This window comes from Campylobacter sp. BCW_6889, assembly GCF_001762535.1.
Classification (GTDB): Bacteria; Campylobacterota; Campylobacteria; order Campylobacterales; family Campylobacteraceae; genus Campylobacter_D; species Campylobacter_D jejuni.
Genome location: NZ_MJWZ01000079.1, coordinates 1 through 14,371, shown reverse-complemented (window position 1 = coordinate 14,371; position 14,371 = coordinate 1). Strand labels below are relative to the sequence as shown.

16 protein-coding genes and 1 pseudogene are annotated in these 14,371 nt (G+C 30.5%); 16 read left to right on the top strand and 1 reads right to left on the bottom strand.

What is annotated here, in order from left to right; genetic code table 11:
- Positions 1-11: 11 nt before the first annotated feature.
- The 13 genes and pseudogenes from peb2 (at position 12) to purU (ending at position 10,615) form a co-directional block, all read left to right on the top strand.
- Positions 12-778, top strand: a pseudogene (gene peb2 / locus AJ939_RS10000) (AcfC family adhesin PEB2).
- Positions 779-875: 97 nt separating this feature from the next.
- Complete coding sequence (gene tpx, locus AJ939_RS09995) at positions 876-1,403, top strand: thiol peroxidase (protein WP_070276072.1); 528 nt, start codon at positions 876-878, stop codon at positions 1,401-1,403.
- Positions 1,404-1,626: 223 nt separating this feature from the next.
- Positions 1,627-4,401, top strand: coding sequence for a periplasmic nitrate reductase subunit alpha (gene napA / locus AJ939_RS09990; RefSeq protein ID WP_044780312.1), 2,775 nt, complete (start codon positions 1,627-1,629; stop codon positions 4,399-4,401).
- Positions 4,402-4,418: 17 nt separating this feature from the next.
- A complete protein-coding gene (gene napG, locus AJ939_RS09985; protein WP_070276071.1) occupies positions 4,419-5,159 on the top strand; it encodes a ferredoxin-type protein NapG in 741 nt (246 codons plus the stop codon).
- On the top strand, positions 5,156-5,938 hold the full coding sequence (gene napH / locus AJ939_RS09980; RefSeq protein ID WP_074497852.1) for a quinol dehydrogenase ferredoxin subunit NapH: 783 nt from the start codon (positions 5,156-5,158) through the stop codon (positions 5,936-5,938). Before napG ends, napH begins: the two co-directional genes overlap by 4 nt.
- Positions 5,935-6,459: a nitrate reductase cytochrome c-type subunit gene (locus AJ939_RS09975; protein ID WP_010891887.1), complete on the top strand. Its 525-nt coding sequence runs from the start codon at positions 5,935-5,937 to the stop codon at positions 6,457-6,459. The genes napH and AJ939_RS09975 overlap by 4 nt, the downstream gene beginning before the upstream one ends.
- Positions 6,460-6,463: 4 nt before the next feature.
- Positions 6,464-7,378 carry a WD40 repeat domain-containing protein gene (locus AJ939_RS09970; RefSeq protein ID WP_052859197.1) on the top strand — a complete coding sequence of 305 codons (915 nt, stop codon included), beginning with the start codon at positions 6,464-6,466 and terminating at the stop codon, positions 7,376-7,378.
- On the top strand, positions 7,371-7,709 hold the full coding sequence (locus AJ939_RS09965; protein ID WP_002852435.1) for a chaperone NapD: 339 nt from the start codon (positions 7,371-7,373) through the stop codon (positions 7,707-7,709). The genes AJ939_RS09970 and AJ939_RS09965 overlap by 8 nt, the downstream gene beginning before the upstream one ends.
- 9 nt (positions 7,710-7,718) lie before the next feature.
- Positions 7,719-7,892, top strand: a complete 174-nt coding sequence (tatA2, locus tag AJ939_RS09960) for a Sec-independent protein translocase subunit TatA2 (RefSeq protein ID WP_002852615.1) — start codon at positions 7,719-7,721, stop codon at positions 7,890-7,892.
- Between the two features lie 78 nt (positions 7,893-7,970).
- A complete protein-coding gene (locus tag AJ939_RS09955; protein WP_002859818.1) occupies positions 7,971-8,219 on the top strand; it encodes a tetratricopeptide repeat protein in 249 nt (82 codons plus the stop codon).
- Positions 8,216-8,707 carry a CiaD-like domain-containing protein gene (locus tag AJ939_RS09950; protein ID WP_002861429.1) on the top strand — a complete coding sequence of 164 codons (492 nt, stop codon included), beginning with the start codon at positions 8,216-8,218 and terminating at the stop codon, positions 8,705-8,707. Before AJ939_RS09955 ends, AJ939_RS09950 begins: the two co-directional genes overlap by 4 nt.
- Complete coding sequence (locus AJ939_RS09945) at positions 8,676-9,794, top strand: CCA tRNA nucleotidyltransferase (RefSeq protein ID WP_032599965.1); 1,119 nt, start codon at positions 8,676-8,678, stop codon at positions 9,792-9,794. The genes AJ939_RS09950 and AJ939_RS09945 overlap by 32 nt, the downstream gene beginning before the upstream one ends.
- A complete protein-coding gene (gene purU / locus AJ939_RS09940; protein WP_002852510.1) occupies positions 9,791-10,615 on the top strand; it encodes a formyltetrahydrofolate deformylase in 825 nt (274 codons plus the stop codon). Before AJ939_RS09945 ends, purU begins: the two co-directional genes overlap by 4 nt.
- On the opposite strand, the gene AJ939_RS09935 is transcribed toward purU, so the two are convergent.
- Positions 10,612-11,886 carry an aminotransferase class V-fold PLP-dependent enzyme gene (locus AJ939_RS09935; protein ID WP_079860499.1) on the bottom strand — a complete coding sequence of 425 codons (1,275 nt, stop codon included), beginning with the start codon at positions 11,884-11,886 and terminating at the stop codon, positions 10,612-10,614. The two genes, purU and AJ939_RS09935, sit on opposite strands and share 4 nt — an antisense overlap.
- 35 nt (positions 11,887-11,921) lie before the next feature.
- On the opposite strand from AJ939_RS09935, the gene AJ939_RS09930 reads away from it, so the two are divergent.
- The 3 genes from AJ939_RS09930 to AJ939_RS09920 all read left to right on the top strand — a co-directional run.
- Positions 11,922-12,794, top strand: a complete 873-nt coding sequence (locus AJ939_RS09930) for a DUF234 domain-containing protein (RefSeq protein WP_070276069.1) — start codon at positions 11,922-11,924, stop codon at positions 12,792-12,794.
- 9 nt (positions 12,795-12,803) lie between these two features.
- Positions 12,804-13,823 (top strand): fla regulon two-component system sensor histidine kinase FlgS, encoded by a 1,020-nt coding sequence (gene flgS / locus AJ939_RS09925; RefSeq protein WP_044794323.1) that lies wholly within the window; start codon positions 12,804-12,806, stop codon positions 13,821-13,823.
- 98 nt (positions 13,824-13,921) lie between these two features.
- Positions 13,922-14,371, top strand: a 450-nt coding sequence (locus AJ939_RS09920; RefSeq protein WP_410002383.1) for a Cj0814 family flagellar-dependent secreted protein, incomplete at its 3' end; no start/stop codon positions are given.

Sequence of the window (14,371 nt, the reverse complement as noted above, 5' to 3'; positions counted from 1 at the left end):
TCAAGTAAGTTATATTATTAAAGAAAGGTTTATTTTATGAAAAAAATATTAATTTTTTAAGTTTAGTAGCAGCAAGTTTTTTAAATGCTGAAATTTTAGTTTATGGTCCAGGTGGTCCTGCTCCTGTACTAAAAGAGCTTGCTTTAAAATTTGAAGAAAAAACAAAAGAAAAGGTGATTGTAACCGCAGGTCCAACTCCAGCTTGGATAGATAAAGCAAAAGAAAATGCAGATTTGATTTTTTCAGGCAATACTTCAATGATGGATGATTTTGCTAAAAAATTCCAAGTTTAAGTTTAGAAAATTTAAGCGTTTTAAATATGCGTCCATCAGGCATTATCGTGCGTCCAAATAATCCAAAAAATATTAAAAATTTTGAAGACATTTTAAAAGATGGCGTAAATGTTATGGTGGTTGATGGTGCAGGACAAGTTGGACTTTATGAAGATATGGCTTTAAAAAGTGTAAAAAGAGAAAATTTGGTAAAATTACGTAAAAATATAAAAATTTATGCTAAAAATTCCAAAGCTGCTGTAGATGAGTGGAATAACAATCCAAATATTGATGCTTTAATCATTTGGTCTCATTGGGCAAAGGCTTTAGGCGATGATAAAGCTTTATTTATCAAAGATAAAAATGCAGTGATTTATCGTGCAGCTGAAATAGCTCCTACAAAAAAAGGTTTAGAAAATAAAAAAGCTTTAGAATTTGTAGATTTTATTAAGAGTAAGGAAGCTCAAAAAGTGTGGAAAAAATATACTTGGAAAGAAGTAAAATAATTTTCAGTGAAATTAAAAATAATTAATGTTTATAGGATATAATCGCTCCTAAAACATTAATTGCAATAATGTTTAAAATATCAAAAAAGGAAATTAAATGAGTACAGTAAATTTTAAAGGAAATTCTGTAAAACTTAAAGGAAATTCAGTAGAAGTTGGAGCAGATGCTCCTAAGGTAAATCTTAAAGCTAAAGATTTAAGCGTGATTGAAATCGGTGCAGCGGGTAAAACTCAAATCATTTTAAGTGTTCCAAGCTTAGATACACCAGTTTGTGCTACAGAAGCTAGAGAATTTAATAAAAAAGTAGCCAGCTACAATGGTGCTGAAGTGATTATAGTAAGTATGGACTTGCCTTTTGCTATGGGAAGATTTTGCAGTACAGAAGGTATTGAAAATTTAAGTGTTGCAAGTGATTTTGTGGCAAAAGAATTTGGTGAAAAATATGGTGTTTTGATAAATGAAGGTGCTTTAGAAGGGCTTTTAGCTCGTGCCGTATTTGTGATTAAAGAGGGTAAAGTGGCATATAAAGAACTTGTAAATGAAATCACAGAAATGCCAGATATTGCAAAACTTGATGCATTTTTTGGTGGTTCTAGCTGCTGCGGTGGTTGTGGTTGCCATTAATTTTGATTAAGCCCATTCTTAGGGCTTAATTTTTACATCTTCATTTTTTTATTATTTTAAGTTGATTATTTTTAATATTTATTTTGTGTAAGAATAATATAAAAAGGACAATAAAACTCCTATAAAATAGAGCTTTAAAATTATTATTTTTATTAAAATTTCAAGAGATTTTTATGCTCCATTTTTTATAATAAGATGATTTTTTTATTTTGGAGGAATAAGGATGAATAGAAGGGATTTTATTAAAAATACCGCTATTGCAAGTGCTGCTAGTGTTGCAGGACTTAGTGTTCCAAGCTCTATGCTTGGCGCGCAAGAAGAAGATTGGAAATGGGATAAGGCTGTTTGTAGATTTTGTGGAACTGGCTGTGGAATTATGATAGCCAGAAAAGATGGCAAAATCGTAGCAACAAAAGGCGATCCTGCAGCACCCGTAAATCGCGGACTTAATTGCATCAAAGGTTATTTTAATGCTAAAATCATGTATGGTGAAGATCGCCTTGTTATGCCTTTGCTTCGCATGAATGAAAAAGGCGAATTTGATAAAAAAGGCAAATTTCAACAGGTTTCTTGGCAAAGAGCTTTTGATGAAATGGAAAAACAATTTAAAAAAGCCTACAATGAACTCGGCGTTACAGGTATAGGGATTTTTGGTAGTGGGCAATACACTATCCAAGAAGGTTATGCTGCTTTAAAACTTGCAAAAGCGGGTTTTAGAACAAACAATATCGATCCAAATGCAAGACATTGTATGGCCTCTGCAGTGGTTGGTTTTATGCAAACTTTTGGTGTAGATGAGCCATCAGGCTGTTATGATGATATAGAACTTACAGATACTATCATCACTTGGGGAGCTAATATGGCTGAAATGCACCCAATCCTTTGGTCAAGAGTAAGTGATAGAAAACTAAGTAATCTTGATAAGGTCAAAGTTGTTAATCTAAGCACTTTTTCTAACCGTACTTCAAATATTGCTGATATTGAAATTATTTTTAAACCAAATACAGATTTGGCTATTTGGAACTACATAGCAAGAGAGATTGTTTATAATCATCCAGAGGCTATGGATATGAAATTTATCAAAGATCACTGTGTATTTGCAACTGGTTATGCTGATATTGGTTATGGTATGAGAAATAATCCAAATCATCCAAAATTTAAAGAAAGTGAAAAAGATACAGTTGAAAAAGAAAATGTAATCACTTTAGACGATGAAGAGGCTACTTCTTTATCTTATCTTGGCGTTAAAGCGGGTGATAAATTCGAAATGAAACATCAAGGTGTGGCTGATAAAAACTGGGAAATTTCTTTTGAAGAATTTAAAAAAGGTTTAGCCCCTTATACTTTGGAATACACTGCAAAGGTAGCCAAAGGTGATGATAATGAGTCTTTGGAAGATTTTAAGAAAAAACTTCAAGAATTAGCTAATCTTTACATAGAGAAAAATCGCAAAGTCGTAAGTTTTTGGACTATGGGCTTTAATCAACATACAAGAGGTTCTTGGGTAAATGAACAAGCTTATATGGTGCATTTTTTACTAGGAAAGCAAGCTAAACCAGGTAGTGGAGCCTTTTCTTTAACAGGGCAGCCAAGTGCTTGCGGAACGGCTAGGGAAGTAGGGACTTTCTCGCATCGTTTACCTGCGGATATGGTTGTGGCAAATCCAAAACACAGAGAAATTTCTGAAAAAATTTGGAAAGTTCCTGCAAAGACCATCAACCCAAAACCAGGTTCTCCTTATCTTAATATCATGAGAGATTTAGAAGATGGAAAAATTAAATTTGCATGGGTGCAAGTGAATAATCCATGGCAAAACACTGCAAATGCAAATCACTGGATCGCAGCAGCAAGAGAAATGGATAATTTTATTGTTGTAAGTGATTGTTATCCTGGAATTTCAGCAAAAGTAGCTGATCTTATTTTACCAAGTGCTATGATTTATGAAAAATGGGGTGCTTATGGTAATGCTGAAAGAAGAACTCAACATTGGAAACAACAAGTTTTACCTGTAGGTGCTGCCATGAGTGATACTTGGCAAATTTTAGAATTCGCAAAACGCTTTAAGCTTAAAGAGGTTTGGAAAGAACAAAAAGTAGATGATAAACTTACCTTGCCAAGCGTTTTAGAAGAGGCAAAAGCTATGGGTTATAGCGAAGATGATACACTTTTTGATGTGCTATTTGCCAATAAAGAAGCAAAAAGCTTTAATCCAAACGATGCTATCGCAAAAGGCTTTGATAATACTGATGTTAAAGGCGATGAGAGAAAAATTCAAGGCAGTGACGGAAAAGAATTTGCAGGCTATGGCTTTTTCGTTCAAAAATACCTTTGGGAAGAATATCGTAAATTTGGCTTAGGACACGGCCATGATTTAGCGGATTTTGATACCTATCATAAAGTAAGGGGTTTAAGATGGCCTGTGGTTAATGGCAAGGAAACACAGTGGAGGTTTAATACTAAATTTGATTATTATGCTAAAAAAGCGGCTCCAAATTCAGATTTTGCTTTTTATGGTGATTTTAACAAAATGCTTACAAATGGAGATTTAATAGCTCCTAAAGATGAAAAAGAGCACAGTATTAAAAATAAGGCTAAAATTTTCTTTAGGCCATTTATGAAAGCACCTGAAAGACCAAGTAAAGAGTATCCATTCTGGCTTGCAACAGGAAGGGTTTTAGAGCATTGGCATAGTGGAACTATGACTATGCGTGTGCCTGAGCTTTACCGTGCTGTCCCTGAAGCGCTTTGCTATATGAGTGAGAAAGATGGAGAGAAATTAGGCTTAAATCAAGGTGATTTGGTTTGGGTGGAATCTCGTCGTGGTAAAGTAAAAGCAAGAGTAGATATGCGTGGAAGAAACAAACCGCCTGTAGGACTTGTGTATGTGCCGTGGTTTGATGAGAATGTATATATCAATAAAGTTACTTTGGATGCGACTTGTCCGCTTTCAAAACAAACTGACTTTAAAAAATGTGCTGTAAAAATTTATAAGGCTTAATTTAGGGTTTTGATTAAATGAAAGGTAGAAGAGAATTTTTCGTTAGCGCCTTTAAGGCTGCATGTTTATGTACAGGAGGTGGATTTTTGGTTAATTTGACTTTAAAAGCCGATGATAATTATGCCTTGCGTCCTCCTGGGGCTGAAGATGAAGCTAGATTTTTAAGCAAATGTATTCGTTGCGGGCTTTGCGTAAAAGCCTGTCCTTATAATACTTTAAAGCTCGCTAGCTTGTTAGATAGTCCAAAAAATGGCACGCCTTTTTTTAGAGCAAGAGAAATTCCTTGTTATCTTTGTAAGGATATTCCTTGCATTAGAGAATGTCCAACTGATGCTTTAGATAAAAAGCATTTAGAGCAGGGTATAGAATCCTTGAAAATGGGTATTGCTATTGTTGATAGTGCTTCTTGTGTGGCACACTGGGGAATTCAATGTGATGCTTGTTATAGAGCTTGTCCTTTGATAGATAAGGCTTTAAAACTTGAGCTTAAACGCAATGAACGCACCGCCAAACATGCTTTTTTACTACCTAGTGTGGATCATGAAGTGTGTGTAGGTTGTGGGCTTTGTGAACTTGCTTGTATTACTGAAAAACCGGCCATTCGTGTTTTACCAAGGGAGTATGTATTGGGAAAAGCAGGATCTCATTATGTAAAAGGCTGGGATGAAAAAGATGAAGGTCGTATAAAAAATGCAGATACTTCAAAACATTTTAATGTTAAAAAAGCAACCAATTATTTAAATGATGGAGAACTGTGATGAAGTATTTAATTGCTAGACGCATCGTTCAGCTTGGAATTTTAGCGCTTTTTAGTTTTAAAGCTACAGATTTTATCTTGCAGGGAAATTTAAGTTCTTCTAGACTTTTTAATACCATACCTTTAAGCGATCCTTTTGCGGTTTTGCAAATCATTTTAGCAAGCTGGAGTATAGATTTAATGGCTTTAATGGGAGCTTTGATTATATTTTTTATCTATGGTTTGCTTTTAGGAAGGGTTTTTTGCTCTTGGGTTTGTCCTGTTAATTTAATCACAGATTTTGCTACTTTTGTGCGAAATAAATTAACCCTTAATAATAAATTTTTAATTTTGCCTAAAAATTTACGCTATTTTGTGTTGGTCTTGGTTTTAGTCCTTTCTTTTGTATTTTCATTACCTGTGTTTGAAAGTTTTTCTTATATAGGAATAATACATAGAGGGATTATTTTTACTACAAGTTCTTGGATTTTTGTAGCCTTTATACTTTTTTGTATCGATACTTTTTTAAGTCCTAGGGCAATTTGTTCACATTTTTGTCCATTAGGAGCTTTTTATGCTTTTATTTCTCGTTTTGCTTTGCTTAAAATAAAGCATGATAGTGATAAATGCACTAAATGTTATGAATGTATCCGTATTTGTCCTGAAAAACAGGTTTTGTGGATGGTTGGAAAAGAAAGTACTAGTGTGAAATCAGGAGAGTGTATAAGGTGTGCAAGGTGTATAGAAGTTTGTAATGATGATGCTTTGAATTTTAATATTTTTGATTTAAGGAATAAATGATGAAGAAGAAATTGGTTTTATTAGGAAGTGCTGCAGTGGTATTTTTTGCCGCTTGCGCAATGAATAGTGGGGTAAGTTCGGAACAAATTGGACTTAGAAAAGCAAGTTTAGAAAATGAAAATAAAGTAAATTTAGTGGAAGCAAATTTCACAACTTTACAACCTGGGGAATCTACTCGTTTTGAGCGTTCTTATGAAAATGCACCACCATTAATTCCGCATGCTATTGAAGATTTGTTACCTATAACTAAAGATAACAATATGTGCTTAAGCTGCCATGATAAGGCTATAGCAGCAGATGCTGGTGCAACTCCACTTCCTGCTAGTCATTATTATGATTTTAGACACAATAAAACCACAGGAGATATGATTAGCGATAGTCGTTTTAATTGCACTCAGTGTCATGTTCCACAAAGCGATGCAAAACCTTTGGTGGGAAATAGCTTTAAACCTGAATTTAAAAATGAACAATTAAAAAGTCGTTCAAATTTAATTGATGTGATTAATGAGGGTGTAAAGTAAATAAATGAAAAAATTTCTTTTTATTTTGAGTCTTTTTTGTGTTTTGTCTTATGCTTATGAGCTGAAATTAAATGCCAATATAACAGCTTTAAAGCTTGATAAGCAAAACTTATATATAGGCACTGATAAAGGTGAAATTTTACAATATAACATTAAAGATAAAAGTTTAAAAGAACTTTTATCTTTGCCAAAGATTAAAAATTATTATGGTGATGATTTTGCTAAAATTTACAACATTGATATTTTTAAACATACACTTTTAATACTTAGCGAGGGTGATTTTGGTGCTAAAAATTTAAGTTTTTATAAGGAAAATTTACAAATCAAAAAGCTCGAAGAAAATAGCATAATAAAAGCATTTTTTATCAATGAAAACACTTATCTTTTGATTTCTATTGGTTCTGAAATAGAATTGATTGATAAAAGTTTAAAAAATATAAAAAAATTTAATTTTTCTCATTCTAGTCTTAATGATGCAGTTTTAAATGAAGATAAGAGTATGCTGGTTGCAGGTTTTGAGAGTGGTGAAGTGGAGCTTTTTGATTTGAAAAATTGGAAGATGTTAAAAAACTATGATAAAATGCATAAAGATAATATCTATCAAGTAGATTTTAAAAATAATGTTATTTTAAGTTGTGGAACGGATAGGCGTATAGGAGTTGTAAAAAATGAAGAGCAAAATTTTTTACAAAAAGATTTTTTGATATATACTTGCGCTTTAAGTCCTAATGGAGAATTGGCTGTTTATAGTGATAACGAAGCTGGAGTTAGTGAAGTTTTTAGCACAAGTGATTTTAAGCCTGTTAAAACTTTTAATAATGAAAATTTGATGAGTGAGTTTATTATTTTTTTAAACAATAAAGATTTTATCGTTTCAGGCTTTGGTGATAGTATAATGTTTAGGAGTATTGATGAATAATCTTTCTAGTGTTTTGATTTTAGCAAAAGAAGAATATATAAATGATTTAAAAAAGGCTATATCTGAAATTCCTTTTTGTTCTGTAGAACTTTGTGAAAATGAAAAGATTATAGTTGTGATTGAAAGTGAAAATTTAGAAGATGAGTTAAACTCTTATAAAATGCTTGAGAAATTGCCAAATATTATCAGTATTAATATGGTTTTTTCTTATCAAGATTTAAATGATGATATCCAAAAAGCAATCAATAGCGGCGCAATAGAAACGATAGAAAAAAATGAAAATGCTGAGAATGTTCGCTACTATGGTAGTGTATTTAATCAATTTTCTTAAAGTGTAAAGATGGTATTTTTAATCCCATTGCTTATTATAATTGGTGTTATTTTTGGAATTGATTATGTGTATTTTAAAAATCAAGATTTAAAAGTGCAAGTTAAAAAAGAACAAAAAGAATTAAATTCTAGTTTAGAGAAGGAAAAAAAAGAATATATAGAAAAATTGTTTAAAACAAAATAGACATTAAAAAACATCTTATTTTCTTAAAGATAAATTAAAAAGCTTTTTGCTAGAATTAAAGAAAAATTTTAGGAAACAGTGATGAAAAATACAGTCACTGAAGCTTCTATCTATGAGGCTCAAGGGTTAAAAGACGAAGCTTTAGAAATTTATAAAAATATCTTAAAAGAAGATCCAGATAATCAAAACGCTATCGATGCGGTTCGTCGTCTTAGTGGTTTTAGATCCAAGCATAAAGACTTAAACACTCAAATGTTGGATTTTTTTATTAATATGAAAAGCGATGAAGAAATTAATGAATTTAAAAGGTGGTTGATAAAAATATGAATTTGGAAGATTTGGCTAAAAAAACCATTAGCGAAGTTAGCTCTATCATGGAAGAGCAAAGAAGACAAAATGAAATTTTAAAAGAACAAGAATTAAGCAGAAAAACTGAAATAAAAGATGAATTACCACCTATGGAGTTTGTATGCGAAGAATTTGATACTCCGCAAGACTTAGAAGATAAAATTTCTATGGCAAAATTTGAAGAAGAGCAAAAAATACAAAATAATATTGAAATTTCTACTCAGGAAAATAAAGAGTTTAAAAAAGAAGAGCCTTTTTTACAAAGTGAAATTTTAAATCCCAGTGTTATGACAGAGGTTCAAACGCTTAATGAGGATATTTTTTTAAAACATCTTAGAGAGAGAATTTTAGTTCTTTTTGAAGGTTTAAATAGCATAAAAAAAGATAATCTTGAAAATAGGTTAAACTTGACCATAAATTTTTTAGAGTTTTTGCTTGCAAATATCGAAGATAAGCTTAAAAAATAATCCCGATTTACAGTTTATCGCTGAGTTTTTAAAGCCTTATACTAAACGAGCGTATTTGGTTGGAGGTAGCGTTAGGGATTTGTTTTTAGGCTTAAAAATTTGTGATTATGATATAGAGCTTTATGATATAAAACCTAAAGATTTTGAAAAGATTATGCAAAAATTGGGCGCACAAGGCCTTGGAAAAAGTTTTTTTGTGCATAAGTTTAAAAATTATGATTTAGCTCTTGCTAGAACCGAAAATAAAATAAGCTATGGACATAAAGGTTTTGAAGTTCAAATTTGTAATGATGAAAAACTTGGCGCCAAAAGACGCGATTTTACCATAAATTCTATGATGATTAATCTTTTTAACGATGAGTTTTTAGATTTTTATGGAGGATTAAAAGATCTAGGAACAGGCTTTTTAAGGCATATTGACAAACAAAGCTTTCAAGAGGATAGTTTAAGAGTATTAAGAGCGGTAGTATTTGCTTCAAGGTTTAACTTTAAGATAACTAGTGAAAGCTTGAAATTGATGCAAAGTATGGATATAACTGATCTTAGCAAAGATAGGATCAATGCGGAGCTTTATAAATTCTTTAAAAGCCCTAGACTTGATGTTGGCTATAGATATTTGCAAGAACTTGACTTAGAAAAACAGATTTTTGGCTTTGAGAGTGTTTTTAAGAGTTTGGAATTTCAAAATTTACTCAGACAAAGTAGAGAATTTGTAAAAAGCGATGCTTTATTCTTGTATTTGTATTTGAATTTTTTTAATTTAGAAAAAGATATATTTTTTAAAAGAACCAAACTTAAAAAAGAATACCTAAAATACGCAAATCAAGCTTTTTATCTTGATGATATAAGTGATTTTGAACTAGCAAAAATTGCTTTTGAAATGCCTTTGAAGGAATGGCTTGGACTTTGGAGTAAAAAGCGTATTGAGCAAGCTAAAAGATTAAGACTTTATGAGAATAAGTTTGAAAGTAAAATTTTAGCAAAAGATTTCATAAATGCTGGATTTTGTGGTAAAATTCTTGGTTTAAAGATTCAAGAAGCAAGAGAGAATGAATTAAAAGAATATATAAAAGGTTTAGCTAAATGATTTCTGTATTAAAAATTTGCACCAAAGATCAAAAAGGTTTAATCTATAGAATTTCTGATGTTATTTTTAAATATCATATCAATATAGTAAAAAACGATGAATTTGTAGGCGAAGGAATGTTTTTTTTTCGTGCTCTTTTAGAAGGTGAGTTTGATAAAGAAGCTTTTATAGGAACGCTTGAGGCTATGCTTGGACAAGAAGCCTTGATAGAGCTTTGCGAGAAGAGAAAAAAAGATATTGTTGTTTTTGCTACTAAAGAAAGTCATTGTTTGGGAGATTTGCTAATAAAGCATTATAGTAACGAACTTGAAGCAAATATCAAAGCTGTGATTTCAAATCACAACTCTTTAAAGGATTTAGTTGAGAAATTTGAAATTCCTTATCATTTTATCAGTGCTGAAAATTTAGATCGTAAAGAGCAAGAAAATCAGATTTTAAAATGTCTTGAACAATATAAATTTGATTATTTGGTTTTGGCAAAATATATGCGAATTTTATCTCCTGATTTTGTTAGGCATTTTGAAGGTAAGATTATAAATATTCACCATTCTTTTTTACCTGCATTTATAGGAGCAAATCCTTATAAACAAGCCTTTGAAAGAGGGGTTAAAATAATTGGAGCTACGGCACATTTTGTAAATAATAATCTTGATGAAGGTCCTATTATCACTCAAGCTGTTTCGCCTGTAAACCATGAATTTACTTGGCAAGATATGCAACAAGCAGGTAGAAATATAGAAAAAGATGTTCTTTCAAAAGCGCTTGATTTGGCTTTTGAAGATAGAATTTTTATACATAATAATAAAACTATAATATTTTAATGCGATAATTTTACTATAGTTTTATTTAAAGCATCGAAAAAATAATCAATATCCTCTTTTTCATGCGTATAATGCAAGCTTATTCTTAACCAGCCTGGTTTTGTTTTAAGTTTTTGATTATCTTTTAAGCCTAGCAAATCATGACCATAAGGCCCAGCACAAGCACATCCAGCGCGTGTTTCTATGTGGTATTTTTTACTAAGTTCGTAAGCGATATCAAAAGGAGAAATTTCTTTGATATTGAAAGCAAAAATAGGCAATCGGGTTTTTAAATTCTTTGCATATAAAATTAAATTAGGTATAGTTTTTAGTTTTTCAAAAAAATAATCTTTTAAAATTTCTTCTTTTTTTTCTATATTTTTAACCCCTATAGAATCTTTGATTTTAAAAGCTAAGCTAGCGCGAATGAGTTGTAAAATTCCAGGTGTTCCCCCTTCTTCTAAAGCTTCTTCATTACAAAGGTAGCATTGTGAAGTGCGAGAAACATAGCCCACAGTTCCACCTGCTGCAAAGCTAGGCTTGTTTCCACAAAGATCTTTTTTGATGGCCAAAAGTCCAGAACCGCCAATACCACCAATTAATTTATGAGAACTTATAAACAACGCATCATAGTATTGACAAGATATGTTTTTATAAGGAATGAAACTAGATGCATCAAAAGCAACTATCCCTTTAAATTTACGAACCATTTCAGAAATGCGTTTATAATCACTTAATATCCCAGTAACATTTGAAGCTAAAGAAAAGCTAGCGATTATTTTTCTTTTTTTGTTTTTTTGTAAAGTTTTTTCTAGAAAATCAAAATCAATTTCTCCATTTTTATCTAAGAGAATTCTAACACATTCACACAAGCCTTCTCGAAATGAAAGTTCATTAGAATGATGCTCATAAGGCCCTACGATAACTAAAGGTAAGGTATTTTTATCAATTTGCGTAAAATATCTTTCTTTTACAAGAGGGGGAATGTAAATGCCGATCAATTCTTGAAATTTTTTAATAGCACTGCTTGATCCTGTTCCGCAGGCTATAAGGGCAAAATTTTCATCTAATGATAAACTTTTTTTTATATCTTTTCTTGCTTGTTCGTAAATTTGTTGAGTTTTAAAAGAATTCAAAGAGCTATCAGAATGTGTGTTTGCATAGGTTGGGAGAATTTTTGAAATTTCTTTTTCTACACATTTTAGAGCTAAAGCACTTGCTGTGAAGTCAAAATGCAAAATACCTTTTTTTAAGATCAATTCTTTTTTTAAATCTGAAATTTGCAAATACAATCCTTATAAAAATTTGCTAAAATTATACTATAAAAATGCTTTATAAAAGGAAAAATATAAAATTTAAGAACTTTGTAGATTTGCATAAGAATTTATCTTTAAGTAAGCTTTTTGATTTTTATAGTGTGTTTGAAGGTTTTGAAAAATTAAACATTTTAAATTTTGAAGACGATGTATTTACAAATATAGAGCGAATTTTGCTTGATGATTATCTAAAAATCAAAAGTTATTTCGCCTTGGATGAAACAAGTTCTTACGCTCTTACTTTACTAGCTAAAAACAATCGCAAGCGTTTTTCTATCAATAGAAAAATTCAGCATTTTAAAGCTTTATCTACACTTAAATATCTTTTAGAAACAGGTATAATAAAACTTGAGTATAGTAAGGAAGCTAAAAAAATAAAAGATAAAAGACAAAAAATCAAAAAAGAACTAAGATCTTATGTTGTCCAAGATAAGATTATATTTAACAACCATTTTACTCGTTTCTTTTTTTATTTTTTAGAGCCCAATGAAAAGCTTATTTTGCAAAATCGCTATAAAGAAGTTTTAGAATGCATTAAAGAAAAATTTGAACTTTATCAAAGTTTTTGTTTTGAACAGCTTTCTAGAGAATTGCTTGAGAAAAAATTCAATATCAATGGAGTGCAAAGTTACTGGGATAAGAATTTAGAACTTGATCTTTATTATCAAGATGAAAATTTGTGTTTTGTCGGAGAAGTTAAATTTAAAAATAAAAAAATTTGTAAAAATATTTTAAATCTTTTAAAATCAAAAGCAAAGTCTTTAAATTTGGCTCCAAATTATTATATTATAATCTCAAAAAATGGTTTTAGCAAGGAATTTGATAAAATATGCGAACAGAATTTGCTTTTATTTGATTTGAATGATTTTAAGATTTTATTATAGGAATGATAAATGAATGAAAGTATTTTAAAAAGTTTAGACTCAAATGAAAAAGAAACTCTACAAAAAGGCTTAGAAAGTCTCATAGAACAAACTTATGTAATAGAAAATGAATACAAAACTTTAAATGAAAACTATAATTCCTTACGCGCAATGGTTGATGAGATTATAGAGGTGTTGCCTAGTGCGCTTTGGATTTTAGATAAAGAAAAAAATATTATTTTACAAAATCAAGAAGCCTTGAAAAATCCAAAATTACTTAATATCATTAGTCTTGATAAAATTCGCGATGAGCTTGAATTTGAAGGTAGGTTTTATGCGGTAAAAATCATAGCACATAATGAAAAAACTATAGTTTCAGCTACAGATATTAGCGATGAAAAACGCAATGAAAGGCTTGCAAGCATGGGTAGTGTAGCGGCTCATTTGGCACATGAGATAAGAAATCCTATTGGATCTATATCTTTACTTGCTTCAACCCTTTTTGCTCGTAGTGAGCTTAAAAATAAGCATATAGTTCTTGAAATCCAAAAGGCTATTGCCAGAGTAGAGCGTATCGTAAATTCAACTTTACTTTTTACTAAGGGTGTGCACATCAATGCTTTAAATTTTAATCTTTTAGAGTTAAAAGAAGAGTGTGAAAGTGCCATTAACTCTTATAATTTTACTTCTCAAATAGACTTTGAAATATCTTTTTTGGATAAGCAGATTTGTGCCGATAAAGCTCTTCTTGGTTTGGTTTTACAAAATTTGATTTATAATGCTATTGATGCGATAGAAGAAAGCGAATGTGAAAAACCTATGATTAAAATTTTAGCAAGTTGTGATAATGAAAAAATATGCATCAGAGTGTATGATAATGGTTGTGAAATAAAAGATGAGAAATTGGTTTTTGAAGCTTTTAAAACAACAAAACTTAAAGGCAATGGGCTTGGTTTGTCTCTTTCTAAAGAAATCATAAACGCTCATAAGGGAGAGTTAAGTTTTCAAAGCGATCCTAAGAATTTTTATTTTACCTTACCTTTGGTGTGATAAATATTTTCTTTTCACCCCAAAACGGAACAGATTTTGCTTATATTATTTTAATATATTTAGATTGAAGGCAGAAAAATCTAAATCAAGGAATTAATATGAGTATCTTTAGCATCAATGATAACTCAAACTATAATTCTATACTTTCACAAGCAAAAGCTAATAAAGAAAGTAAAGAAAATTCTAAAATAAGTTTTGCTAATGCTTTTTTAAAACAAAATGCTAGTAAGTTAAATGAAATTCAAAATGCAAATTCACAAACTCTAGCAAGAAGTGAAGTATTAAATTCTACTAATACAACAAATACTAGCAATAATACTAATTTTAGTATAAGTAGTAAGACAAGTTCTCCTAATTATGATATATCAAGTGAATTTAAAAACTCTATTTATACTCTAAAATACAAACAAGCAGATATAAGTAATACTTCTACTAATACAGCCTATGGTTATAGTGTAGATAAAGATGGCTATATGGGAAGTGATTTTAACAAAGCTGCAGGACTTCCTGAAGATTTTAAGATACATAAATCTACTTTGGATGAGATA

Coding starts and splice junctions, on each gene's coding strand:
- tpx (WP_070276072.1), top strand. CDS start 876: ATGAGTACAGTAAATTTTAAAGGAAATTCTGTAAAACTTAAAGGAAAT.
- napA (WP_044780312.1), top strand. CDS start 1,627: ATGAATAGAAGGGATTTTATTAAAAATACCGCTATTGCAAGTGCTGCT.
- napG (WP_070276071.1), top strand. CDS start 4,419: ATGAAAGGTAGAAGAGAATTTTTCGTTAGCGCCTTTAAGGCTGCATGT.
- AJ939_RS09975 (WP_010891887.1), top strand. CDS start 5,935: ATGATGAAGAAGAAATTGGTTTTATTAGGAAGTGCTGCAGTGGTATTT.
- AJ939_RS09970 (WP_052859197.1), top strand. CDS start 6,464: ATGAAAAAATTTCTTTTTATTTTGAGTCTTTTTTGTGTTTTGTCTTAT.
- AJ939_RS09965 (WP_002852435.1), top strand. CDS start 7,371: ATGAATAATCTTTCTAGTGTTTTGATTTTAGCAAAAGAAGAATATATA.
- tatA2 (WP_002852615.1), top strand. CDS start 7,719: ATGGTATTTTTAATCCCATTGCTTATTATAATTGGTGTTATTTTTGGA.
- AJ939_RS09950 (WP_002861429.1), top strand. CDS start 8,216: ATGAATTTGGAAGATTTGGCTAAAAAAACCATTAGCGAAGTTAGCTCT.
- purU (WP_002852510.1), top strand. CDS start 9,791: ATGATTTCTGTATTAAAAATTTGCACCAAAGATCAAAAAGGTTTAATC.
- AJ939_RS09930 (WP_070276069.1), top strand. CDS start 11,922: ATGCTTTATAAAAGGAAAAATATAAAATTTAAGAACTTTGTAGATTTG.
- flgS (WP_044794323.1), top strand. CDS start 12,804: ATGAATGAAAGTATTTTAAAAAGTTTAGACTCAAATGAAAAAGAAACT.